This window comes from Agarilytica rhodophyticola (assembly GCF_002157225.2).
In the GTDB taxonomy this organism is placed as follows: Bacteria; Pseudomonadota; Gammaproteobacteria; order Pseudomonadales; family Cellvibrionaceae; genus Agarilytica; species Agarilytica rhodophyticola.
In genome coordinates, this window is record NZ_CP020038.1 from 3496250 (window position 1) to 3522815 (window position 26566).

General features: G+C 41.5%; 18 protein-coding genes. 13 read left to right on the plus strand and 5 right to left on the minus strand.

Annotated elements, in window-relative coordinates; genetic code table 11:
- Window positions 1-40 precede the first annotated feature (40 nt).
- The 3 genes from BVC89_RS14645 to BVC89_RS14655 all read right to left on the minus strand — a co-directional run bounded on the left by BVC89_RS14645 (window position 41) and on the right by BVC89_RS14655 (window position 7082).
- The gene (locus BVC89_RS14645; RefSeq protein WP_086931905.1) at window positions 41-3145 is read right to left on the minus strand and encodes a hypothetical protein; all 3105 of its coding nucleotides are present in this window, start codon (window positions 3143-3145) and stop codon (window positions 41-43) included.
- 332 nt (window positions 3146-3477) lie between these two features.
- Complete coding sequence (locus BVC89_RS14650) at window positions 3478-4746, minus strand: hypothetical protein (RefSeq protein WP_086931906.1); 1269 nt, start codon at window positions 4744-4746, stop codon at window positions 3478-3480.
- Window positions 4747-5321: 575 nt separating this feature from the next.
- Window positions 5322-7082, minus strand: coding sequence for an ABC transporter transmembrane domain-containing protein (locus BVC89_RS14655; RefSeq protein WP_086931907.1), 1761 nt, complete (start codon window positions 7080-7082; stop codon window positions 5322-5324).
- 208 nt (window positions 7083-7290) lie between these two features.
- On the opposite strand from BVC89_RS14655, the gene BVC89_RS14660 reads away from it, so the two are divergent.
- The 3 genes from BVC89_RS14660 (at window position 7291) to BVC89_RS14670 (ending at window position 9299) form a co-directional block, all read left to right on the plus strand.
- A complete protein-coding gene (locus BVC89_RS14660) occupies window positions 7291-8085 on the plus strand; it encodes a TIGR00266 family protein (protein ID WP_086931908.1) in 795 nt (264 codons plus the stop codon).
- A 116-nt stretch (window positions 8086-8201) separates the two neighbouring features.
- Window positions 8202-8900, plus strand: coding sequence for a DUF2461 domain-containing protein (locus BVC89_RS14665; RefSeq protein ID WP_086931909.1), 699 nt, complete (start codon window positions 8202-8204; stop codon window positions 8898-8900).
- A 105-nt stretch (window positions 8901-9005) separates the two neighbouring features.
- Complete coding sequence (locus BVC89_RS14670; protein WP_158657951.1) at window positions 9006-9299, plus strand: hypothetical protein; 294 nt, start codon at window positions 9006-9008, stop codon at window positions 9297-9299.
- Between the two features lie 99 nt (window positions 9300-9398).
- On the opposite strand, the gene BVC89_RS14675 is transcribed toward BVC89_RS14670, so the two are convergent.
- Complete coding sequence (locus tag BVC89_RS14675) at window positions 9399-9983, minus strand: response regulator (RefSeq protein WP_086931911.1); 585 nt, start codon at window positions 9981-9983, stop codon at window positions 9399-9401.
- Window positions 9984-10220: 237 nt separating this feature from the next.
- Between BVC89_RS14675 and BVC89_RS14680 the strand changes: the two genes are divergently transcribed.
- The 9 genes from BVC89_RS14680 to BVC89_RS14720 all read left to right on the plus strand — a co-directional run bounded on the left by BVC89_RS14680 (window position 10221) and on the right by BVC89_RS14720 (window position 21650).
- Window positions 10221-10616 carry a response regulator gene (locus tag BVC89_RS14680; RefSeq protein ID WP_158657952.1) on the plus strand — a complete coding sequence of 132 codons (396 nt, stop codon included), beginning with the start codon at window positions 10221-10223 and terminating at the stop codon, window positions 10614-10616.
- 43 nt (window positions 10617-10659) lie between these two features.
- Entirely contained in the window at window positions 10660-11061 is a 402-nt protein-coding gene (locus BVC89_RS14685) for a response regulator (protein ID WP_158657953.1), read from the plus strand.
- 1017 nt (window positions 11062-12078) lie between these two features.
- Window positions 12079-14577: a TonB-dependent receptor gene (locus BVC89_RS14690; RefSeq protein ID WP_086931914.1), complete on the plus strand. Its 2499-nt coding sequence runs from the start codon at window positions 12079-12081 to the stop codon at window positions 14575-14577.
- A 166-nt stretch (window positions 14578-14743) separates the two neighbouring features.
- Entirely contained in the window at window positions 14744-16324 is a 1581-nt protein-coding gene (locus BVC89_RS14695; protein ID WP_086931915.1) for a sodium:solute symporter family transporter, read from the plus strand.
- Between the two features lie 3 nt (window positions 16325-16327).
- Window positions 16328-17581: a glycerate kinase type-2 family protein gene (locus BVC89_RS14700; RefSeq protein ID WP_086931916.1), complete on the plus strand. Its 1254-nt coding sequence runs from the start codon at window positions 16328-16330 to the stop codon at window positions 17579-17581.
- A gap of 70 nt (window positions 17582-17651) precedes the next feature.
- Window positions 17652-18908 carry an MGH1-like glycoside hydrolase domain-containing protein gene (locus tag BVC89_RS14705; protein WP_216824981.1) on the plus strand — a complete coding sequence of 419 codons (1257 nt, stop codon included), beginning with the start codon at window positions 17652-17654 and terminating at the stop codon, window positions 18906-18908.
- An 88-nt stretch (window positions 18909-18996) separates the two neighbouring features.
- A complete protein-coding gene (locus BVC89_RS14710; protein WP_158657954.1) occupies window positions 18997-19371 on the plus strand; it encodes a phosphomannose isomerase type II C-terminal cupin domain in 375 nt (124 codons plus the stop codon).
- A 153-nt stretch (window positions 19372-19524) separates the two neighbouring features.
- Window positions 19525-20442, plus strand: a complete 918-nt coding sequence (locus BVC89_RS14715; RefSeq protein ID WP_086931919.1) for an ROK family protein — start codon at window positions 19525-19527, stop codon at window positions 20440-20442.
- Between the two features lie 29 nt (window positions 20443-20471).
- Window positions 20472-21650 (plus strand): ROK family transcriptional regulator, encoded by a 1179-nt coding sequence (locus BVC89_RS14720; RefSeq protein WP_086931920.1) that lies wholly within the window; start codon window positions 20472-20474, stop codon window positions 21648-21650.
- 2 nt (window positions 21651-21652) lie between these two features.
- Here BVC89_RS14720 and BVC89_RS14725 read toward each other — a convergent pair whose 3' ends face one another.
- Window positions 21653-22225, minus strand: coding sequence for a TetR/AcrR family transcriptional regulator (locus BVC89_RS14725; RefSeq protein ID WP_086931921.1), 573 nt, complete (start codon window positions 22223-22225; stop codon window positions 21653-21655).
- A 1271-nt stretch (window positions 22226-23496) separates the two neighbouring features.
- On the opposite strand from BVC89_RS14725, the gene BVC89_RS14730 reads away from it, so the two are divergent.
- Window positions 23497-26478: a TonB-dependent receptor gene (locus BVC89_RS14730; protein ID WP_158657955.1), complete on the plus strand. Its 2982-nt coding sequence runs from the start codon at window positions 23497-23499 to the stop codon at window positions 26476-26478.
- The last annotated feature ends 88 nt before the right edge of the window (window positions 26479-26566 follow it).

The window sequence follows — 26566 nt, forward strand, 5'->3', positions numbered from 1 at the left end:
ACTTGTTGCCCGTTGGAGCGAGTTTTTACTCATAACATATTCATACTATGTCTGACATATCTTGTACAAGCAAATACGGGTGACATACATCACAATAACGGTTAAGCGATCCTTTTATTGGTCCTGCATCGTACATCACGCACTTGTTAGTTAGGTAGCGGCAGTGATTACCTTGATTATTTGCATTTTTCTGATTCGGATGTCGCGGAATGCCTTTAATTCCACCAGCGGGGTCACCCTCAACGACTTGTCTGAAAGCATGGCCGATTTCATGTACAATGGTATTTTGAAAATCCTCTTTTTCTAACTGTGTGCCTTTTGCCTTATAAACGGCTAAAATACGTTTCATAAATGATTCGCCTAAATAGCCAGCAGCGCCTTGAATAACCAAATCTTCTATCCATATGTGAGTATTGGGTTTAATCCCTTTTAATTTGCTAGGGGTTTTAACCGTCACTTCTGTTAATTTTTTTCTTTTTTGATTGACTGTAATATCTCCTTTCCCTAATTTACCGCGTCTGACATTAACATATTTAGAGCTTACTTTTTCTGCTGCAACCCATTTGCCACTCACTAATAGATTTCTACCTTGGAGAGGGGGATCTATAACAAGTTTATCTGTCTCAATATCTATCGGGAATTTATTTGCGTAATCTTTCGCGCTCTTAGCTTTGGTTTTGCCATCCGGATCCCATTGAGCATCACATACCAGAATAGGAATTTTTATGGGAGTATCCGCTATTGGGCCATCGCCTTTAAAAAAATGTTTTTTATTGTTTTCTGATACCACCAATACATTATCTGTTCCGCCATTGACTCGCACCATGTATTCTGGATAGAGCGCTTGTGGCTTGAACTTAGAAACTTGCTGTGTAGAAACTTTTATTTCTGGCGCTTCATCCATGAAGGCTTTGACATTGTCATATTGTTGTATTGCCGGCGCTAAGCTTGGCATGTTAATGCCATCGACTTTTACATATTGGCACCAAAACTTTCGCCACACGTTAATGGCGTCCTTGGCACTTACAGGTTTTCTCTTCGCTAAATCAGTATGACCTGGTATATATTTAGCCAAATGGGGATCTTCGTTGATATAGCAGGCGGGTGTAAATATATCGCCGCCAAATTGGCTGAGTACTACCTCTTGCGACACTTCACCATTGCTATCTGTTTTCCCACAAAGATGTAAAAAATCGTCTTCTTTATTTTTGTCTTTATGTTTAACATCACTGTCTATTTTGTCCCACTTCCAGGTCTTGGGTAGACCTTTTGCCCCCCAATTGGCGGCTTTCTTGTTATTGGCATTCGCGGCTAACATGAAGTGCACGTCGATATCTTTAATTTTTGTACTAAGCTTGGCTTTAAGTGTGATTTTTCTACCTTTGGGAACACTGTCTAAATTGATGTAGTAGCGTTTGTTACTTGCGTCCCAGGCCGCAGCCTTACCTGGGGTCGGTGTATAGTCAAGGGCAATATCTTCAAGTTTGATCGGACTGAACACAGCAAAATCAGCATTTCTTTTCGGGGTTTTGCTTAAACCACCTTGTTTTCGGTCAAGGCCAAGGTCAAGCACCACATCCCCTTGTTTTTGACACGCGGTGGTACCTTCAACCCAAAACTCTTTGTTATCGACCAATAAGTCTTTTAATTTGACTTTGACCGGGAAGGTGGCTTTTTTGCCACTTTCTTGTTGATCAAAGATTGTCGTGCTTCCCGATGTGTTTTTTTCACTGAGTATAATATCGTAATCATCACACCCCTTCGGTAGGTGTGATTTTTCCAGTTTTTTAAGAACGATTTTACCCCGGTCATGGTTAGCATTATTCTGCACATGTAAAACACGGCCTTTATTGACTTTATCATCATCGGATAACTTAATTTGGTCAGGAATTTTTTCATCTTTGAGTTTTTTATGGTAGTCGTCTATAGGATCAACATTTGGGTTTATTTTGACTTTATTGAGTTTTGATATGTCATTTTTGTACACTTCTAAGATCAACTCAGCAACCCCCATCTCCTGAGTTGCTGGAGGCTTGATAATAAAGTCACTATTAGATGATTTTTCTGCTGTAAGCTTTAAGGTTATTTTTCCCGATGTCTTACCTTTCAACCATACTTCTAACTTCTTACCTCCAGTGATATGTTTTTTGTCTATTACTTTTTTTATATTCAGTACTTTGGTAAGTTTTTCATCTTCGAAAAGCTCTATTTTACCTGCCCCTGAAACTTCAAACCTGGCCCCCTTGTCAAAAACAGGTGAGGGGCTGTCTTGAGTTAGGGAAAGCTCAATTCGTGTGGCTTGAGTTAAGATTTTATTGTCTTTGCTTGCATTTTTTTGTTTAACATTTCTATCTTGCAATATTAAAAGGTATTCACAGTCAATTTTGGGGGTAATATTGATCTTCTTGGGATCTTCAGGTTGAGTCTCGGGTGCAAGTTCATGAGGGCGCACCCCAGGTAGGTTTGATACACCATCTTGCACTATAGGTTTTTCATCGGGCTTAATCGGCTCGCTGTCTTCGAGTATAATAATTTCTTTGTTTAATATTTTTTCCGTCAGCTTTTGTTTAACGGTATTATTTGCTGTAGATACTTGGGATGTTTTGAGCTTAGGTGTATATGTTTTATTTGGTGAAGTATTATTTATATCATTATCTACAGACAAGATATTGGTAATTAGATCTACCTGAGAGTCATCTGAGAGAACTTCATCAACAAATTCTTCGGTGTTTTTTTGGGTAGTCAGAACGTTGGGCTTTTTCTTACTGATAAGTGTTTTCTCATCTGTATGAGAAAGTATAAAAGTTATGCCTTTTTTGTTTTTAACGATTCGCTGTTCGATGGGTATAGAAAGGATGCCTGTGTGTATATTTTTATAAAATTTTATTTTGCCGGCAACCATAAGCTGCGCCAATATATGTTTCGGAATATGATGATTTTGGTTACTTGTAATATAGCCCTTGACAGTAAACTCAGATACCAATGTCAACCAATATTTGTCTTCCCGGTTAAAATTGTTGAGAAAACGCAGTGCACTTAATTCATCGTTAAATTGTTGTGGATCTCTATTTGCCGAGGCGTTATCCGTTAATATGTGAAGTGTATAACTTACTCCGAAAACATTGCTTAAAGTAATTGGCGCCATATAGTCAACTTACATGTATAAGGGGCACTTATTATTTTATTTTGCTTAACCCCGTTGTTTAAATTGCAAACAGTGAATCTGTTTAGTTTTACTGGCATAGTATACGACGATGATATGGCTCAATTAATCAAGTGCGGAATGAAAAAGTTGTTAGAATCAACATTTTGGCGCACATTGTCTTTGTGCGTATAAAATTAACATATCTTTGACTGTAGCTGCGCAAAACATTTTTTGATACTGAAAAGTTTGCGCAGCTATCAGTGTCTGCAGCCACTATTGTGCAGTCACTAGTGTCGAGTAAAATAAATAGTCGAATTACCTTTATCTCACAGCTACCTCACCACATCCCAAAATTCATTTCGCCATTGAGTATAGGCAGGAGAATTTCTAAACGAAAAAGGTAACATGTTAAGATAAGTGCCGGGAATATATGCAACAGTGCCGGCTAAACCTGCGGTGTAAAAAACTTCGTGACAGGTGTGCATGCCGCCACCTACAAGATAGGCTACACAGGCCATGACATATTGCTTATAAAATTCATTATTAGTAAGAATACCTGGAAAAAATGACATGGCCGATGCTATTAATGTACTTGTTGTACCTGAGGCTGAGGCACTGAAATTAAGGCGATTGTTTGCTAAACCTTGCGCATAGGGGGTGTGCAGGGCGCCTGTAACGGCAAACATATCGATACCACGGCGTCGCGTCATTTGAGCAGTTGGATAATTGCCTAAACCATTGTTGCCAACACCAGCACGTTGTAAGGCGGCAATGCCCTGAGCCATACTGGCTCCTGGAACAATGCCTGGTGTGTTGGGAATGATGCCTGGAATACTATGTGTCGGAGCTTTGGGATTACGATTAGCGCGGCCACGCGGCCCGCCCTGATCGAACCAAGCCTCACGCACGCCACGTCTGCGTGCTTCATCTCGTGTGGTGTCTAATACTGCGGAACCAGGACGTCGGCTCTCTATGGTGACATAAATCTCAAAAAATACATCATAAAGCGACATACTTCTTGGCACATCGTCACCATTAATAACCCGAATCCAACGGGCAATATTTGCCATAGGCTGCGCTTGTATTACTGGGGTAAATCCCGGTCCAAAATGCCGACCAAAGCTGGTAGGGCTACCTAAATGCCGACCGGCTTGCATTACCGTGTTGATGGGGCCTCTTCTACCAGGAACCAACGCTCCCCATGAAGGCTGCGCCGCTAAGTGATGTACACGTTGCATTTTTTGAGCAAAGGTTGCTCCTGGCGGTGTTGGTGGTGGCGGCGGTGGCATATTGGCTACAAACTGCCGAATGCCTTCCGTCACTCGGGTGCGAGCAGCCTGTGTAAACTGGGGGTTGTCGATCATAAGCATCCCCAGTGCCGAGTCACAATATTTACGTCGTAGTTTATACTCTTGGGTGGTATAGCGTCGAATTTGTGGCGTAGCCGCACCGATTTGATTACGTTGCTGCAATGGCCCGTAAACTACTTCGCCAGTTTGATTCACAATGCCGATAGGTTGGTGATTCCACGGTGGATTCGCCGGTGCATTTACCTGGCGATAATTGTTAGGATTTGCCGGATCAAATATTTGATAAGCCATTTTTATTACTTCCTTAATATAAAATACAAGTTCGAAAAATAAAGGTGTAGAAATACATGTGAAAATCTTCTTCAGACGATTTTCAGCGCATTAATTACTCGAATCTTTTAAAAACTCCCAAAGAACTGTATGCCCTATGTGTATTTAAGTACGGAAGAGTATCGTAGTTCGTTGCAGTTAATAGGAAAAAATTATTAAAGAGATAATTATATTTAATGTGTTACCTAAATTAACATGTTGTCGAAAGAGGTATTGCGTTTCTGATATTTAAATAAATAACTTATATCTGATCAACTTAAATGGCATCGTTTAGGTAAATCTTTTTGATGTTATGTGCGGCTAATTTTTGATCGCTTTGGCGGGGTTTAGAGCCTTCCGGTGATTCGTCTTGAATTTGTGACGATACGGCTGTTTGAAAAGGTTCGAAAATACCGTCGTTTCTCCGAACTTCTTTAACTGGAATAAAATATCGAATCGCATGTGATGGAAATAGCTACTGCATACTTTTTGTTACATCCAGATTTGTCTGCACTATTTTATTATAAATACGTTTTGTTGTGCCCAGCGTTTTATGACTAACTTTGAAATTGTAAGTCTGCTAGTCGTTTATAGAGAGCATTACTTTTAATTAAGTGATGATGGGTGCCAACGGCCAGTAATTTTCCCTTGTCCATGACGGCAATGCGATCGGCATTTTTTACGGTGGCCAAACGGTGTGCCACAACCAGTGTAGTTCTGCCTTGCATTAAATGATCGAGGGCTTGTTGCACCAAATATTCGCTATGAGCGTCGAGGGCACTAGTGGCTTCATCCAGCAACAGTATCGGTGCATCTACTAATAGTGCCCTGGCGATTGCCAATCTTTGTTTTTGACCTCCAGAAAGCCCTAAGCCGCTATCGCCCAGATCAGTGTCGTAGCCTTGCGGTAGTTGCGAAATAAAATCATGAGCATTGGCTGCTATGGCGGCAGTTTCGATGTGTTCCTGCGTTGCCTCAGGTCGACCGAAGGCTAAATTATCTTTGATCGAGCCGAAGAACAGGGCAGGGTGTTGGGATACAAAAGCGAAACACTTACGAAGATCTTTCGGGTCGAGTTGTCGTATATCTTCACCTTCTAAATAAATACGGCCGCTACTGCTATCGGTAAAACGCAGTAGCAGGTCGAATAAGGTGGATTTACCTGCGCCAGAGGGGCCGACAATAGCCAGGGTTTCTCCAGGATGAATATCCAAACTTAATCGGTCGATGGCATTGTATTCTGGTCTACTGGGGTAATGAAAGCTGACCTCGTCCAGCTGTATGCGTCCAGAGACTCTTTGCGGCAAGAAGGCCTGCTGTTCCTTCGGTGCGGTGATATTATTTTGTGCCTCCAGCAGTTCGACAATTCTTTCACTTGCCCCGGCGGCGCGTTGTAACTCACCGATAACTTCACTAATAGCGCCCAGTGCGGAACCAACGATAATACTGTAAAAGACAAATGCCGCTAATTCACCACCGCTGATATTGCCATTAATAACGTCCATGCCGCCTGCCCATAGCATCATACCGATAGCCCCTAGTACCAGCACAATAACAAGAGTAATCAACATTGCGCGTTGTACAATCCGTTGCTTGGCAATACTAAATGCCTCCTCCACATGTGCGCTAAATGTGGCTTTATCAATGGACTGATGGTTGTACGCTTGAACCGTTTTAATTTGCGTCAAGCGTTCGCCAACATAAGCGCCGACGTCGGCGACTCTGTCCTGACTTTGGCGTGATAGACCTCGCACCCGGCGACCAAAAATAACAATAGGGGCAACGACTAATGGGAGTGAGATAACAACGATACTCGTAAGCTTGATGTTGGTAATAAATAACCAAATCACACCGCCAATCATCATAATAAAATTGCGCAGAGCCACCGACATGGACGAGCCGATGACAGATTGTAAGATGGTGGTGTCAGCTGTCAGACGAGATTGTATTTCTAAGCCCCGATTGCTATCAAAAAATTCAGGGTGCAAATCAATAATGTGGCTGAATACTGTTCTACGTATGTCGGCCACCACACGTTCACCTAACCAGGTTACCCAGTAGAAACGCATGAAGGTGCCCAATGCTAGAGCACCAATAAGTCCAAAGAAAATCAATATATAATGACGCAACAGTTCTGGAGAGCTGGTAGCAAAGCCCTCATCGATTAACAGACGAACACCTTGCCCCATAAATAATGTGATGCCCGAGGTAAATAGCAGGGCACACAGGGCGATAACAATAGGCAGCCGATAGGGCGCCACAAAGCCCAGCATAACTCTTAATGCATTTGTGCGTTTTGGCGGTAGAGGGGTATCCATATGGCGTATATTTATGTCGTATTGAAGGTATTGAGTTGCTCGATGTTAGTGTAAAAAGTAATGTGTTGATTGGGGCCGAACTCTAAAACAAGAGTGTGAACATTATGTCTCTACAAAAATCATTCGCTGATAGAATGAATATGGGGGCGTTGTTGATAAACTCAAATACTCTCAGAACCGATTAGATATAAGACAAAAAGGAAAGAATATGCGCTGTCATGAAGTTGATTATGAAATTATTGGCCACGATATGCAGATGGTTGAGGTGGAGCTAGACCCAAAGGAGACTGTGATTGCAGAAGCAGGTGCTATGAACTATATGCAACACGGTATCACCTTTGAGGCTAAAATGGGCGATGGCTCGGAACCTGATCAAGGCCTTTTTGGGCGCTTAATGGGTGTGGGCAGACGTGTTGTTACTGGCGAGTCGGTATTTATGACGCACTTTACCAATACAGGCAGTGGCAAAAAGCGTGTGGCATTTGCTGCACCATTTCCTGGCACCATTATTCCTGTCAATATGGCGCAAATCGGTGAAGAGATTCTGTGTCAGAAAGACTCATTTTTAGCCGCAGCCTTAGGAACAAGTGTGGGTATTGCGTTTAATCGCCGATTGGGTACAGGCTTTTTTGGTGGTGAAGGTTTTATTTTGCAAAAGCTCAACGGTGACGGCATGGCATTTTTACATGCCTGTGGTTCTGTGGTGGAAAAAGATCTTTCCGCCGGTGAGACGCTGCGCTTAGACACCGGTTGCTTAGTAGGTTTTACCTCCAGCGTCGATTACGATATTGAAATGGTCTCAGGGCTTAAGAGTATGTTTTTCGGTGGTGAAGGGATGTTTCTCGCTACCTTGAAAGGGCCGGGCAAGGTATGGGTTCAGAGCCTACCATTTTCGCGTTTATGTGATCGTATATTGCAACATGCACCAAGCGCTGGTGGCAGTCGTCGAGGTGAAGGCTCGATACTAGGAGGTATTGGCGATCTCCTCGATGGTGATAATTAATTTGCGGTTATAAATATGTGTTAGCGAATCCTAGATGGTGCATATAAGCGTGCGCCATCTTTTTAAACCCCGCCTGTGCGATAAAAAACCTATAATGATACTTACTTGAGATCTTCATGAGTACTGCAAAATTCAAACATTTTGATCCTTCGCTTTTTCGTTTTTTAGAAGAGTTACGTTACAACAATAATAAGGAATGGTTTACTGAAAATAAGCCTCGTTATAAAACGGATGTTGTCGCTCCTATGCTGGATTTTATTGTGGCTATATCTGGACCCTTGGCTGATATATCACCTCATTTTCTAGCTATTCCCAAAGCCCATGGCGGTTCATTATTTCGTATTTACAAAGATGCGAGATTCTCAAAAGATGATACCCCCTACAAAGAACATACTGCCTGTCGTTTTTTACACAGTGCGGCTAAAGATGTCCATACGCCGGCTTTTTATGTACACCTGGGGATTGAGGAAGTGATTTATGGCGGTGGTATTTGGGCACCCGATAGCGAGACCCTTTATGCTATACGAGATCGTATTCGAGAAAAACCTCAAGAGTGGCAGAAGGTTTGTAACGATAAACAATTGGTAAAGATCTTTGGTGGCATAAGTGGCGAAGGCCTTAAACGTCCTCCTCGAGGTTTTGATGCAGATCTACCTTTTATCGAGGATATTAAACGCAAAAGTTTTTTTGCCATGAAAACCAGCACGCCAGAAATGGCCATGAGTAAAACGTGGATGAATGAAGTTAAAAAAACATTTACTGCGGTATCGCCGTTGTTATCATTTATTTGTAAGGCGATTGATCGACCGTTTTAAATCTTGGGCGCTTTCCTAAAGCCTAATGTAATACAACTATTCAGCTGTGATTCATAAAGTACAAGCTATAGTTTCGTGTATTCGTATACTGAAAAAGTCACCTTTATGAAAAAGATACTCGTCTCGACGCTGCTTGTTATTACTATGATGTGCAATAGTGTGTACGCTGAGAAAAAAGCGTACGAAAGTGTCTATCAAAAAATAGAGTCAGTTGATGTAAGTGTTGATACAGGCACAAACGCAGACAGAAACTCTGTTAAATATTCAACTTTTACTACTGCTCTTAATCATTTACCGCAGGTGCCTGTTGATCCAAAGCCTAATGCTGTGATTGATGCCCTAGAAGTGACAGCATGGGTATTGCTGCAATATCATATAGGTTACCATATCGCTCTTTAAACTTATGACGCTTATGTGCCTCATTTACCTAGGGCGTGTTAACAGCAATTTGACCAGCCTTGTTTGCTATGCGAAAAAATGTTTGCCAGAGAGCATATTTTAATTAGTGTTAACAGGCTCCAACAGCTGTTTTACGGTGTTAATAAGTGTTTGATTATCAAAAGGCTTGCTAAGGCTAGCATTTGCTCCCGCTTTTTCTGCTTTTTTTAGCTGATTATTATCTAGTGCTGATATAACAACAATTTTTAAATTGTCAAACTCACTCTGATTACGTACAAATTTTAGAACACTAAAACCGTTCATTTTGGGCATACTCAAATCAAGTGTCATAAGTTGCGGCTTGAGTATGCCAAGTTGTGCTCCGGCTTCAAAGCCGTCATGGGCCATATAAATATCGTAATCTTCTTTACGCAGTACACGCTGAATCGACTTTGCCATATCCTTTTCATCGTCGACTATTAGGATACGAGGTTTGGATACCTGAAAGTCATCGGGTATCGGCATACCATTAGATGTTAAGAACGCTAAAAAATCTTTTTCTTCAATACGGTTATTGCCTCTCCCCGGAAGCTTATATGCTTTTAAATCCCCTTGCTGTATCCACCGTATGACTGTTCTAAGGTGCACACTACAGTACTTCGCTACTTCGCCACTTGTTAGAACTCGCTGTTGCTTATCCGTCATTTTTAATAGCTAACCCCTATATCCAATGTCAATTAGTTTGCAATAAGGTTTTTAATAGTATTGAAGTGAAAATTTCCAATACATTTTTACAGTAAATCACTGAAACTAGAAAAAAACAATATAATGACATTTGTGACATTAAAGACATTTGTATTTATTATAGATTCCAGGTTGACGAGCTTTTTGGTGTCAAGCCCTTTTAGTCTCTACATGTTAAATATAGATGCAGGTATTATTATGAATGACTCTATTCTTTATGTTGATGATGATAAATTACTTACTCGTGCATTCTCCAGGCTCTTTCGCAAACAGCCATTTTCTATAAGTATTGCTCACAGCGGTCAAGATGCAATCAAGCAACTGGCCAAGAAAAACTTCGCGGTGATTATTTCTGATCTTCGCATGCCTGGAATGTCTGGTGATCATTTCCTTTTACATGCCCATGAGCAGCAGCCTAATGCCGTGAAAATCATGTTAAGCGGCTATTTGAGTAACTTTGATAATTTAGATGGCAATAGTGCTACTGAGAGTTGGCACTGTATTCATAAACCCTGTTTTGATGACGAATTGGTAGCGCTTATTGAAGATGCTGTTACGGCCTATCAAATAAACGACAATGAACATTTGCATTAAACAGTTTTACTTTTTTTTAAGCGACATTTTGGTACAAATGCTTATGGCAACTCATGTTAATTCGAAAGTAAATATTCTGGTGGTAGATGATGATCCGCAGGTATTAAATTCTCTCACCAGGGCTCTACGTCCACTTAATCATGTGGTTATGAGTGTCGCCGATGCCATTGAGGGTGAGTTTGTTATTAATAATAACAAAATAGATTTAGTGCTTTGTGATATGCACATGCCTGGTGAAAATGGCGCTCAGTTTTTGGCGAAAGTTGCACGTAAAAGCCCATCGACAACGCGGATGATTATTACCGGAGATGTGGAGTTTAGTTCGATTAATCAAGCCGTCAATGATGGTAAGATATATTCTTTTATGACTAAACCTTGGCAAAACGAAGAGTTATTGCAAATGGTCTCTGAAGGACTCAGCTATGGCCAGCAAGAAAATAAATAAGCCTGTAGTAAAATGGATAAGTTCACATGCCCGCCGATAAATGATTAATACCTTAGGTACTGGCATTGCCAAAATATTAAGCCGCTAAGCGCAAAGACAAACCCTTCTTAAACACCTCTGTTTTCATAATGCCTACTATCACTTTTGTGTTTTTCACCTTTATGTAAAAGGCAGATAGGCTTTTGGCCGCTAAAAACGCAATTAAAACCCATTATTGGTAGTATTAATGGTAATAATGCCCGGCGCATGACCAATCAGTCCATTTTGTATCCATGTAAGATTAATATTTAGATAGTGGAGTGCTAACTTCTTATAAATCAATACTTTATCATAACATTTATGGTGTGATTTCAACTTGAAATGATATTTTTTAAACGGTTTTGGTTGAAGGTTATACGGTTTTTATAGCGGTTCTACACGTATCAATGAGCTTTTAACAACATTTATCTCTAAATAAAACTCATGATGAGTTGTATTTGGGTGCCTTATTGATTTATAGTTAGCCTGTAATCTGATTCGCCTTAAGCCTAAAGTTGTTTAAAAGTGTTGATGTGCGATGGGTGCTCTCTTAAGAGATAAAACATAACAATAAAAAAGTGCTCAATATTGTTCTAGTTTAAGTGGCTCATATAAAAATACATTGTTCAACGAATATGTTGCCTAACCCATATGTTGCTCAAGCCATTATAGTCTTGTTATATGGCATTAATTTATTTGCTAGTGGGTCGTTATTAATCCGGCGGTAGTATATGTCGGATTAGTAGTGGTGCATGGAAGCTCCGCCGCGTGTCGATAGATATGCGCGAGCCTCTTAAAATCAAGCCGTTTCGCATAATGGCGCCGTATTTTAAGGGACGATGGCTAAATATATCAGGACGATATATTTAGCTGCCAGGTTAATAGTAGCTAATTAATTTTACTTTTTATTGGGGCATAAAAAGAGGGTTGTAGAAAGATTGCGCCGTCCTGTGACGTGTTTAGATACTTAGAATAATAATTGTATTGGAGAGAAGTCATATGAATCGCAATAAACTTAGTTTAGCTATCAGCTTATCACTTATTGGCGTTGCACAGACGCCATTGTTATATGCGCAGCAATCGGCAAACACAGATCAAGAAGTGGAAGAGGTGATCGTTACGGGAGTAGGTGCTATTGCCCGATCTTCTTTTGATACTCCAGCATCCGTGAATTCATTCGATGAAGAAGATATTACTCGCTTAGCGGCCAGTAGTAACGCTGATTTGTTACGCAACGTTCCTGGTATTTCTGCCGAAGGGGGTGGCGGTGAAGTGGCGGTCAATTTATTTGTTCCAGGCTTACCTGCCAGTGGACAATATGCCTATACCCCTTTGAACTTTGATGGTTTTACAACGTTTAGCTACTTTGGTCTTAACTCTTCAGCATTCGATGTTTACCATCGCACTGATTTAGGTGTTGAGCGGGTGGAGTTTATTCGTGGTGGTGCTTCTAATCTTTTTGGTCCAGGTTCTGTTGCTGGTATCGTTAATTACATTAGTAAACAAGGTAAAGATGAAGCTGAAAGTAAGGTGCAATTAGAAGTCGCACAAGATAATCGTGTGGCGACAAACTTTGCTACCAGCGGCCCTGTGGGCAACGGCGAAGGCAACAATTATTATGCGCTTTCAGGTTATTATCGTTACGACGAAGGCCCGATAGATACAGGTTTAGAAACCGATGGCTTCCAGCTTAAGGGAAACTTTAGACACGAATTTGACGATGGTTCAGGCTCTTTTACTATCTTTGCCCAAGCTATTGACGATAAGGTTCAATTTTATTTGCCTTTGCCATTAGATGCCGATAGTAATGAGTTTGCGAGCGGTAATGATGGCAATGAAGTGCAAACAATACAGACCGATCAGCTTGATAATTTTGTTTATCCTACTGCCAATGGTTTGCGCGAATTGCGTTTAGGTGACGGTGTTGAAACCAAAGGCGGTTCCTTGGCCTTTGAATTAAATAAAGAATACGATAGTGGCTGGAGTCTTGGTATTAAGAGTAAATACTCAAAATATACCCATAACTTCAATCTCTTTATTCCCGCCGGTGGTGATAATGTATTAACCACACAAGCTTTTTTACAGCAACAAGGTCTTGATGGTTATGATAATGCGTCGTTTGCGGTCTTGGATACAGGGGAACAATTAAGCGATACTGATCTTGTTTATCGTACCCAAGGCTGGGATAGAATTCGTCCAGCTCAAGATTACACTTCTCAGTTTGATATTAGTAAATCCTTTGACACAGGTGGTGTTACTCATACCTTTACCGGTGGTTTATGGTTGTCACGTGCACAAGCGGATGATTTTAATCACCGTTTATTTTATCTCGGCGAATTTAATAATCGGCCTCGGTTGTTAACCTTGAGTGTATCGGGTGATAATTCAGCAACCCCTGGTGTTATCGAGACAGGAACTCGTCATTATTCTGTTAATGGTTTTGCCGGCTCCGGTGGCCATGTTAACGCTGGCGGCAGCGCCAATCGTATTGCCACCTATTTTGCCGATCAAATAGAAGGAGATAGATGGAGCCTAGACTTAGGTATACGCCTTGAGCAATTTGATGCAGAATATTTTTCTGAAGGCTCCACCAGTGCAGCCATCGATCCTAGCCTTTACGCAATCCCAGATGGCGATAGTGTATTGCCTAACCTGCAAACAGATACGGTGGGTAATGGACGCTTTACTCGCCTTGATGTGGATGGCACTGCGTGGGCAGCTGCGGTTGCTGGTCTTTATCGTATCAATGATTCGCTTAATGTGTTTGGTAATATTTCTCGCGGTTTTTTCTGGCCGCAAGCCCGTACCTTACCTGGGCGTGTTAATAGTTTGTCAAGCCTCGCTGATCCTGTGAGTTTTGTTGAAGATCAATTTGAAGAGGAAACGATTGATCGTGCTGAAATTGGTTTGAAGTTTTCTTCCGGTATCTTTGATGGTTCTATCGGTGCCTATTATTTAACATTGAGTGATAACACAACTTTCCAGCAGTTGGAAAATGCCGATGGAACCTTTACTGCAGTGACGGTTATTTCTGATACTGAAACTACCGGTATTGATGCCAGTGGTACTTTTAGTTTTAACGACTACCTCGATTTGGATGTCAATTTAACTTTTGCCGATCACGAGTTTTCCGAAGGGCCAAATGAGGGTAATGAAATCTCGCGTCAACCCAATATCCTCGGCGGTTTTAGTTTAATCTTTAATAACGACACAATTGATTCAAGTATCACCTACAGTTATCGTGGCGATAGCTTTGGTAACGACGCCAATACACGAGAACTAGAATCTTTTGGTTTCTGGCGTGCTGATGCCGGGTATACCATTGCCATGGCGGATGACGAAGAGCTGCGTTTGAGTCTTTCTGTATTTAATCTTACCGATGAGGATGGTCTTACCGAAGGCAACCCCAGAGCGGGTACAGGTCCACAAGGGGATTTTGCGGTAGGGCGACCTATCTTACCGCGTCGCATAACATTCCGGGCAACATATAGTTTTTAATATGACATGTGCAGGGGGTTATATTTATAGTCGCGCCTCCTGCCTCCGATATTTATAATGCTTTTGTGCTTTTCCAACGAATGAAGAATTGTACTTACATTGTTTGCCTCCTTTTGAGGCAAGTTTAAGTGAGCATATCTGAAACTATATAAAAAAGAACAAATAAATGAATATTCTTGACTATCTTATTGTTGTTGGTTACCTCGGTGCAATGCTGGCTTTTGGTTTTTTTCTGCGTGATCAATCCAGCGAGGAAGATTATTTTTTAGGTGGTAAGTCATTAGGCTGGATGCCTTTAACACTATCTACAATGGCCACTCAATTATCGGCGATTAGTTTTATTTCGGCTCCTGGCTTCGTCGGTTTGAGAGAAGGTGGGGGGCTAAAATGGTTAACGTATGAATTTTCCGTACCGTTGGCGATGATTTTGGTTATGTTCGTCATTATGCCGGCCTTATACCGCGCGGGTGTGGTCAGCATTTATGATTATCTCGATAAAAGATTTGGTCGCTCAACACGTTTGTTTATCAGTGTTGCTTTTCAGATTGCCCGTTCCTTTAGTACCGGTATTATGGTCTACGCCACCGGAATTATTATTGAAGCGGTGTTGGGAATTCCATTTTGGCAGTCAATATTATTGATCAGTGTTATCACCATTATTTATTCTTTACAAGGCGGTATGAAGGCTGTCGTTTATGGTGATGCGGTACAAATGATACTCATTATTTTTGGTTTAACCCTTTGCATCTTTTTCGCTTTAAACGAATTAGGCGGTTTTGGTGAATTTGTTAAAGAGGTTGATCCTGAGCGTTTATATGCTGTTGATTTTTCCTCCTTTGGGTTTTCTGGAGATGAGTTTGGTTTTTTACCGATGATTTTTGGCGGTTTTGTTTTGTACGCGTCCTACTACGGATGCGATCAGACGCAAGCCCAAAGAGCACTCTCTGCGAAAAGCCTGGGCGATATTAGAAAGTTATTATTCTTTAATGGCTTTTTACGTTTTCCAATTACCTTACTGTATTGTACAGCCGGTTTAGTTATTGGTGTGCTTGCGACTTTACACACAGATTTTATGCAACAAATACCCGCAGATAGGCCAGATTTTATGATGCCTATATTTATTATCGAGTATCTACCTAATGGTGTTATAGGCCTTCTGTTAGTAGCTATTTTGGCTGCTGCGATGTCGACTTTAAGTTCGACAATTAACTCGCTCTCGGCCGTTACTATGGAAGATTTGACGATGCTTAATATAAAAGCCATAGACCAGAAACAAGAAGTTCTGCTTTCTCGCTATGTGGCTTTTTTCTGGGGGATAGTAATACTCACATTGTCTGCCTTTGCCGGCAATATTGCTCCGACCGTGATTGAGGCGATTAATAAGGTAGGGTCTGCACTTTACGGGCCTATTTTAGGGGTGTTTTTAATCGCCATACTTAATAAAAAAGTCAATGGTCTAGCGGTTAATATCGGATTGCTCGCGGGTTTATTTGTCAATGTTTGCTTATGGCTATTTGTTCCACAGGTGTTTTGGATGTGGTGGAATTTTATTGGTCTAGTCGTTACGTCTGTACTTGCTTTAATTGTAAGTCAAACTTTATCTAATAATGAGACGGGTGTGCAGTTGATAGAGGAGGTTGAAAATCACAGTCAGACTGAAGTCCTCACAGGAAAGTTGAAAACTAGTATCAGTTTGATCGTATATTTTATCGTGATTATCGCTGTTAGTGTTGCTTTAGGCCTTTAGATTATGAATCAGAAACAAATGCTTACAGAGCTTTTTTTATTAGGGTCACAACGTTGTCACCCTAAAAATAGCTTGCCGGATGCTTTATCAACAATAGCTTCAACGCCAAAAGGAAAAACGATTGTCCTAGGGGCGGGTAAAGCGGCAGCGGAGATGGCCGCCGTTGCAGTACAACATCTAACAGGCACTGTAGAGGGCGCCGTTGTTACCCGTTATGGCTATGGTGAAAATGTGGATACCGGAGCGGTGGAAGTGATCAGAGCTTCCCATCCTGTGCCCGACAATAATAGTATTTTAGCTTCACAGCGTATTTTAGAAAAAGCGATGACCGCTACTGCCGATGACCATGTTGTATTTTTGGTCTCAGGTGGAGGTTCGGCGCTTTTGTGCAGCCCTTGTGAGGGCATTACTCTTGATGAAAAAAAAGCAATCACCAAATCACTAGTATTAAGTGGTGCTTCAATTACTGATATTAACTTGGTGAGAAAAAACCTTTCCAAAATTAAAGGTGGCAGGCTTGCATCAAGTGTCAGTCCAGCACGGTTATCTACTTATATTATTTCTGATGTTGTAGGAGATGACCCTGCAGATATTGCTTCTGGGCCGACAGTCTATACAGCAGAGTGTCGCAAACAGGCACTTGATATATTGGCGAAATACAATATTGCTATCTCTAATCAAGTGAAACAAGCCATATTAAATAATTCCTCTGCCAGCGACGCAGGTGGAGATGTGCATGTTGTTGCAAAAAATATGGATGCTCTAAGAGTGATTGCTGAAAATCTCAATGGAAGTGACAGGCAGGCAATTATTCTTGGTGATGCTTGGCAAGGAAATGCCAGTGAGATCGGTAGACTGCATGCCCAAGAAATTAATATACGATGTAAAACACCCGGCCTTTATGCTTTGATTTCAGGTGGTGAATTAACCGTTGAAGTACGCAATTCAGAAGGTAAGGGTGGTCCCAATTTAGAATATCTTATGGGCCTGATGCTAGCGTTGGATACCCCTTATGATGTTGAAGCTATCGCGTGTGACAGTGATGGCATTGATGGCTCGCAAGATAATGCTGGCGGTTATATTAATTCCACATCATTGGCACGAGCGAAAGACGCAAGCCTTGATGTTGAAGAATATTTGGCCACTAATAATAGCTATGAGCTTTTTCGAGCGCTAGGTGATCTAATTGTGACTGGGCCAACAGGCACTAATGTCAATGATATTCGTATTATTTTAGTGGACTCCAGAGAAAACTAATAACTAGTGGTTAGTTGTTAATAAATTGATGAAAGTGAAATTATAAAATTTTAAAGAGGCGAATGTGACTGTGGATTTAGACTCTCGCGCACGAGAAGTAATGCAGGATAATGATTTAGGCAATTACACCGTACCTACTAAGGGGCTGTATCCTTATCAATGGAATTGGGATTCAGCGTTTTGTGCACTTGGTTTTAATACCTATTCTGAAGATCGTGCCTGGCTTGAAATTGAAACATTGTTTGCTTCCCAGTGGCAAAGTGGTTTTGTGCCCCATATTATCTTTCATAAGCAAGATCCTAACTATTTTCCTGGGCCCGATGTTTGGCAAAGTAATACTTCACCAGAATGTACCGGCATCACTCAGCCGCCTGTTTCCGCCAGTATGATTTTGGCTTTGTGGAAGAGTGGAGATAAGCGTGCAAATAAAGCACGCTTGCAAGCTATTTTCCCGAAATTAGTGGCTTGTCATCGCTGGTTTTATCGCACGCGCGATCCTTTAAATAAAGGCTTGGTGTTAACTGTACACCCGTGGGAAACCGGACGAGATAATTCGCCTGAATGGGATGCGGCTGCGCGACGTATTGATACGTCAGAAGTGGGAACTTATCAACGTAAAGACATTACTCATGTCAATAAAGATATGCGGCCGCTGGATGAGGAGTATGATCGCTATATCACTTTACTGAAATTTGGTCGAGCTACGCAGTGGGATCATGATCGTATTGCTAAGGAAAGTCCTTTTAAAGTCATCGATGTGTGCATGACGATGATTTTATCAAGAGCTGATCACGACCTGATGCTACTTGCAGAAGAGTTAGGTGAGGCGGCTATTGTTGAAGAGTTAAAAACAAGAATTGCTTTGACAAGAAATAATATAAATTATCTATGGGACGATCAGTTAAAGGCATTTTGTTCAAAAGATCTTATTAGCGGTTTGCCATCGGGTCATATTACCAGTGCCTCTTTTTTAGCATTTTATGCGGATGTTGGTTCCCAAGAGCAACGTGAATATTTGCTGGCGCACCTCGATCGCATCGCTAGTAAAGTTAAATACTTAATACCCAGTTTAGATCCAGAGTCAGATAGATTTGATTCCATGCGTTATTGGCGTGGCCCGGTTTGGAGTGTGGTAAATTATTTGGCTGCGCTAGGTTTAAAAGAATGCGGACAATCTGTTTGGGCACAGAGAATTTTAGATGATACGCGAGCACTTGTTAAAGAATCTGGTTTTTACGAGGCATTTTGTCCTCTCACTGGAGCTGGAACAGGTGGTGATCACTTTACCTGGACTGCGGCAATCTGGTTGTATTGGTTGGATATATAGCTTCTAAGTTGTCTAGCGGAAGTTACGTATCATTAAATTATCAAGGTTATTGAGCATTTGAATTACTTAATAATAAGGAGTTTTAATTGTGAAAGAGTCAGATATTAAATACAACATAGGTGATAGTAATACGCGACCATGGGGAGCATGGCAGGTCGTCGATGTGGGTGAAAAACATATTGTTAAAAAAATCACTGTAACACCTGATCAAATTTTATCGCTACAGAGTCATGAGCATCGCGCTGAGCACTGGATTATTGTTTCGGGGCAAGCAGAAGTTACCTTGGACGATAAGAAAATGCAGTTAGGTGCTAATGAGTCTGTGTTTATTCCTCAACGTGCGAAGCATCGTATTGCTAATATCGGTAGCGAGGACATGAATTTTATTGAAGTTCAAATTGGGGATATTTTAGATGAAGATGACATCACTCGTTACGACGACCGTTACGGCCGTACCAGTTAGTTACTGTTTGGAGGTGGTCTTGTAGTTAATAGATAACTACTGACTAGATTATAAGGATGTGCTGCTCAAATTAAGTTGTAGGTTTAAGATTTCTAGAATACAGGCAGGATGCAATTTTTAGATAAACATTATTTGATAAAGGCGTAGAGAAATATGTTTGGTGCAGTAGAAGCCGGAGGTACTAAATTTATATGTGCAGTAGGCCCTTCACCTGATAAGTTGTTGGCAAAGGTCAGTTTCCCAACAACCTCGCCACAAGAAACACTGGCGAAGGTCAATGAATTTTTCTTGCAACAGATTGAAGAGAATGGTGCGTTACGGGCTATTGGTTTAGGTTCTTTTGGTCCGATTAATATTTCTAGGCAATCGGCTGATTTCGGTAAGCTTGCCGCAACGCCCAAAAAAGGTTGGGCGGGTTTTGATATTGTTAAGGCTATTAGCAAAACGGTTAATACTGATGTGGCATTAGAGACAGATGTAAACTGTGCACTTTTAGGTGAAGCGGCTTTCGGTTCGGGCAAAGGCGTTGAGGATCTGGCTTATATTACCATTGGTACTGGTATTGGTGGTGGGCTAATGAATAAAGGTCGGCTGATCCAGGGATATTCACATCCTGAAATTGGTCATATGCTTGCGGTAAGACACCCTGATGATCAGGATTTTCCCGGTATTTGTGCTTTTCATGGTGGACAATGTTTTGAAGGCTTGGCTTCAGGTCCTGCGATAGAAAAACGCTGGGCGTGTAAGGCGGTTGAGCTTGATAAAAACCACAAAGCCTGGAAAATCCAAGGTTACTATATTGCAGCACTTTGCATGAATCTATTGCTCAGTGTTACTCCCAAACGCATTATTCTGGGGGGCGGAGTGATGAATCAGCGTCAGCTTTTCCCCATTATCCGCGAAGAATTAACCTCACTGCTAGCAGGGTATATTGATTTGGCTAGTAATAACTTAAACTTGCAAGAGGTTATTGTGCCCGCTGGGCTTGATGGAGAAGGGGCTTTACAGGGCGCAATACTATTAGCTAAGCAGTATGTGGATGAAAATGTTAGTCACCAACAGTCTGGATAAAATTGTATTCATGGTAGGGCACATTACCAATGGGAATTTCCAATAGAATCACTAACAATACAGAAACCGAACGGGTGTTGCCCTTTTTTTCTGACAATAACTTTCCTGTGACGTCGGAAAGTGAAAAAACAGTATTGGGTGTTGTATTACGCAGTGGCGAAATATCGCAGCCTAATATTGCCCATAAAACAGGTCTCGCACAGCAGAGTGTTTCACGCATTGTCAAAGGCCTACTCGATCGCGGCGCATTTGTTGGTGGCCGTGTATCCAATGGGCGGCGTGGGCAACCTAGCATGACCGTAAGGGTTGAACCGACCTTTGCCTATAGCTTTGGTATCGTATTGATGACCGATGCTTTTTCGGTCGCACTTATGGATTTCTCTGGCGCTGTGCTCGATGAAGTTCACTGTGATACGGTATCCATGACCCGCAGTGTGGTTATTCCCAAGATTCAGGCTCTGTTCGATGATTTCATTGAAAAATTTAATATCCCACAGCAGAGAATTTTTGGTATCGGCCTAGGTATATCAGGCTACTGTTTAGGTGGGCATGGTCGTTACAATTCGCCACTGGCATTGGATGATTGGGCTCTAGTTGATCTTGAAGATGTTTTATCCGAACAATTTGGTTTACCTGTTTGGGTAGAGAATGATGCGAACGCAGCGGCCGTAGGTGAAAGCCTAGTGGGCCAGGGTAGGGTTTATAACAATTTCGTGTATCTCTACATCGCCGCAGGTATTGGTGGCGGAGTGATTATAAACGGCGAGCTGCTGCGGGGTTGCCATGGCAATGGTGGTGAAGTTGGCTTAATTTTGCCGAGCAATGTTTATTTACATCCTACCTTAGATCTGCTGCGTAGGACACTCATTCAAAATGGTGTCCATGTAGATGGCTTGTCAGATATGTTAGCGCGCTTTGACCCCACATGGCCTGGAGTCGATGAATGGATAAGCCGAACGCAGGATGCGTTCTCTCTTATTATCTCGGCGTTGTCCGCTATCTTGGATACCGAAGCAATAGTGCTGGGAGGGCGAATACCTCGTTCGTTGGCAGAGAAGGTGATTCCTCATATTGAAGTGTATGATGATGCCCGCCGCTCTGCGCCGCGCCCAGTCCCTCGCATTGTCATCTCCGATTCTAGTGATGCAGGAGCGGTAGGGGCTGCAGCGCTACCGCTCAAAAAGTGCTTTTTTACTGGTTCTGTTTAACGCTAGTGATTGAGCCAGACCTCGGCAATATCTTTAGCACGTTTGAGGCTTTCTGGATCATCTAATAACTGCGCCTGAGTTATTGCCCCTTCCATAAGCAAGTGCAGCTTAAGCGCCAGTTCACGAGGATTGCCTTCGCCCATAGCCTCTGCTTTGCTTTCAAAGATATCGATAACTCGACGCTTATAGTCAATGGCGGTCTTTCTCGATGGGTGAGAGCGATCGCCAAATTCAATGGCTGCTTTAACAAAAGTACAGCCGGCAAAACCTGTCTGCTTGCCTTGCTCCTCGCGTATCCAGGTATCCATGATGTCAAAAATCGACAAGATACACTGTTTAGGATTTTCTTGGCAGCTTCCAATTTTTTCTTCTATTTGACTTAACAACCTTTCAGACCTGCGCTTTAGTGTAGCAACAACCAATTCTTCTTTATTGGCAAAGTTGTTATAAAGCGTCATCGGTGCAACCCCAGCTTCTTGAGTGATCTGGTTAATTCCTGTTGCAACAAAGCCATTCTTCTCGAACAATAATTCTGCGGTATCAAGCAATGTATCACGTTTATTTGTTCTTCCCATGGTTAGGCTCCTATAATTTTGAATGAAACTTTATTCTTATGACATTTCTATGTCATCCACTATATCAAAAACATTCGGTTACTCAATAGTAAGAAGCTATCAAACAAAAACTTAAAGTGCTTCTTAGATGAAATCAAGGCTATTAAGTGTACAAGTTTATATATTTCTGACATATTGTCGAGATGCAAAGTACTTCTATATGGTAGAAAACTCTGTATACAGTCTTTTTATACGAGCCAGGACAAGGTCGCGATAAACTAATACGTTTCACCTGTCTTTGTGGTTTGTATGCTCGAATGTATTGATATGATAACAGTAATTATGCCCACTCTTAGTGCTTGTCTATATTTGTAACCGTGGTTATTTTACGAAAAATATATAAGCTCCTAAACGCTTACTTTATGGATGGATTTTTTCTGTGCCTGATTAGTGCTTTTAATGTCAGTACTTATTTCAGTTATGCCGTTAGGTATTCTATTCTTGCCGATACAATAGTGTATAAACAAACGGCCAAGCATCTAGAGCTACAGATGCAATAAATATCAACATCGGGAATATAGGTATTGGGCAATGATGTTAAATTCTATAGCCCTTATCGGCATCATTTAAGCTTATAGGCTTTAACGAGGTAAATATGCTTTTTCCTATGTTCAGCATGTTACCTATCGATTTGGATGTTGAGTGTGCTCATATTGGCTCGCCAAATTTTTATATGATAATTCCCTTCTCCTAACATGTGTGCCCATTTTAAATTCGTTAATCGTTGCTGATCATTATTTCTTGATCGCTTTTGGTGCTTGGCTATCTCTATAGAAATATTTTTAGCTTCGCTCCGCCATTTTTTTAATTTTCTTTCAAAGATAACAAGCCTAGTTTTTTTACATCTGGATATAACTCTTTGTTTTTATTGTTAAGAGAATAATGACGACACGTTAGGTTTTTGTTCTCATTTTGTATAGCTTTTTGTCGTTAAAATCTATTGATTCGACAGTTTGTCTGCAATTTTATTTTTTGGCTTTTTAGCTATTAATTTTATTTTTGAGGGTAACCACTTGTCGACCGTTCAAAGGTTTATAGGGTGTCGATTTTTATTCTTTTAAAAACGTAAAGTTTTATACGTTTTTATCTTGCGCACAGCATGCGTTCATACAATATAAATTATCATGTTAATTAAATTTTTTTTATTGGGGGTTTCTATGGTAAGAAAACCGGTGTTTTTTTATTTTTTTGGGTGTTTTATTTTTAACTTTTATATATCCAAAAAAGACTTTGTGAGAAAACTATTGGGGTTTTCTTTTGTACTTTCTATGGCGACTAACAGCTTTGCCGCAAGCAATGTTAACGGTTCGATCGATGGTAGATTTGTAGACGCCAACGGCAACCAAGTTTCCGGTGTTGAAGTTACCATTACAAATGAAGAAAAAGGATTTCGACGCACTATATCTACAGGCTCCAACGGTAGCTTTAAAATAAACGTACCTGGTGGTGATTATAAGGTCAGCAGCGTTCGTCCGGGGTACGAGTCGGTGACTATCGAAAAAGTATCCGTCGCTATTGGTACAAGTTCGCCGGTCAGAATTGTTTTGCAAGAAGGAGCGATGGAGGAGGTTCTGGTTGTAGGAAATGCAACGCAGCTTATAAAAACCGGCACCGCAGAATCTTCGCTTAATATTAGCTTAGAGGAAGTGGCGAAATTACCCGTTCCAAGAACAATTGAAAGTGTCGCGTTACTAGCCCCGGGAACGGTTTTAGGTGATTCAGATTTTGGCGAAGATAAGAGCCTGGTTTCCTTTTCTGGTTCATCTGTTGGTGAAAATGCATATTTTATTGACGGTTTAAATGTTACCAATTTCCGCAACGGTTTAGGTGGTTCTTCCGTTCCTTTTGAATTTTATGATCAATTTCAAATTAAAAGTGGTGGCTATGGGGCTGAGTTTGGCCGTTCCTTAGGTGGTGTATTAAATGCTGTCGTCAAAAAGGGCAGCAACGATTTTAATTACGGTTTGGTTTCCTACTATGAGCCAGCTGCGTTACGAGAAAATGCTTCAAATGTATTACGTAATAACGGCTCTCTATACGATTTAAATAGTGAAAATGAACGCTCAATATTTGTTAGTGACTTGTATGTGAGTGGTGCTCTTATCCAAGATAAACTTTTTTTCTATGCTTTGTATGAGTATTCCGATACCAGCGAAGAGTTTAATACACGTGGAACGCCTGATGAGCTTAATGACCGAGTTACAGAAGAGCCTTTTTGGGGAGGAAGCTTAGTATGGAATATCACGGATAATCACGCCTTAACTCTAGTGGCATTTAGTGACGAAAGAACTCGAGAGAATAGTGTTTTTGAATATGATGTGGATAATCGATCAAGAGGCAATTTTGTCGGCGTATTCAATGAAGAGCGGGGTGGCGACAATATGCTCGTGCGCTACGATGGTCAGCTCAGCGATTCCCTTTCCCTTTCAGTATTGTGGGGTGAAAATGAATACAATCTTACCAATCAAGCTTCTACCGATATTACTTGTCCTCTGGTAGTGGATGTTCGAGCTGTGGCGACTTCATCTCGTCCTGGCTGTGAAACCAATGCCGTTGCTGAAATTGGTGGAGATAAGCGTGAAGCATTAAGAGTGGACTTTGAATGGGAAATAGGAGGAGGGCACACCCTTGCTTTTGGTGTGGATAACGAAGATAACGAGTCAGACTCCTTGCAGACTTATTCAGGTAGTGCTTTGAGGCAAGATGGCGGTGTTTTCTATCGATATTTTGATGCTGCTGTGGGTTCCCAGTTGGCAAATGGGGGGATTGTTCCCGATATTAACGGTGACGGTTCGAATGTTACTGTTGTACGCTATCGTATTCGCGAGGTTGGCGGTGCTTTCGAAACTAAAGCAAGTGCTTGGTATATCGAAGATACATGGGTGATTAATGATAATTGGACCGTTTCTGCAGGTTTGCGTAACGAAACTTTTGAAAACTTAAACTCCAATGGTGATACCTTTATTGAAATTGATGAGCAATTGGCGCCACGATTGAGCGCCTCGTGGGACCCTAATGGAGATGGTTCATCACGGGTTTACGCACACTGGGGACGTTACTTTCTACCTGTCGCTGCCAACACAAATGTAAGGCTTTCGGGTAATGAGTTTGACAATCAACGTTTTTTTATCTTTGATGGACAATTTGAAGCTAACACCTTTGCACCTGTTTCGCGAGATGCCAATACTGGCCTACCGACTACTCAAGAAATTGGCTCAGTGCTAGTAACGGCGAATGGAGTCGTACCAAATAGTGCGGAATTGGCCGATAGAGATATCGACCCTATGCATCAAGACGAACTTATTTTAGGTTACGAGAGGGAAATCGAAGATTGGCTAGTGGGTGTTAAATATATCAAGCGTGAACTTAAAAGCCATATCGACGACGTGATTCTAGATCATGCTATAGAAGCACTGGGCTTACCTCTGGATGGTGGCAATCATTATGTGCTGGCGAATCCCGGGTCAAGCATTACAATACCCTACCTAAATAACAGTGGTGATGTTGTGCAAACAACATTTTCTGCTGATATCCTCAATTATCCTCGTGCTAGGAGGGAGTATGAGGGATTGGAATTCAGCACACAACGGAGTTTTGATCGCTTGACAATCAGTGCAAACTACTTATGGTCTAGTAGCAAAGGTAATACCGAAGGCTATGTTAAATCGGACAATGGCCAAGATGACGCAGGGATTACCACGGATTTTGATTTCCCTGAACTCACTGACGGTGCCTTTGGTCGTTTGCCTAACGACCGGACTCATCAATTTAAAATATTTGGCAGCTTGCAGGCAACAGAGAATTTAACCCTTGGGTTGAATATGCTATTGCAATCTGGTCGACCCATTAACTCATTTGGCACAGGCCACCCCAACGGGACGCCTGCCTATGGTCAAACATACTATCTTACAAGTCCCGGTATCGATGGTAATGTTGGTACTGCGGATGATGTGCTATTTCGAACACCTCGAGGAAGTAGGGGGAGAACCAGTTGGGTTTCAAGTGTAGACTTTGCGGCGATTTACTCGTTGGCTTGGGGCGCTGCGAATATAGAATTAAGAGCCGATGTGTTCAACCTCTTTGACGCTCAAGCCGAGTTAGAAGTTTTTGAGAATGCTGAAACCGCACCCGGCGTCGCTGATATTCGTTACGGTATTCCCACATCCTTTCAAGCACCAAGGACATTTCGTTTCGGTGTGGCTGTACGTTTTTAATTTTTATTTTTTCATCTTGGATTGGTATTTTATTCACATTCAGCCTGGTGCTTCGCCGGGCTGAATCAATGTATGAATATAGTTTGAA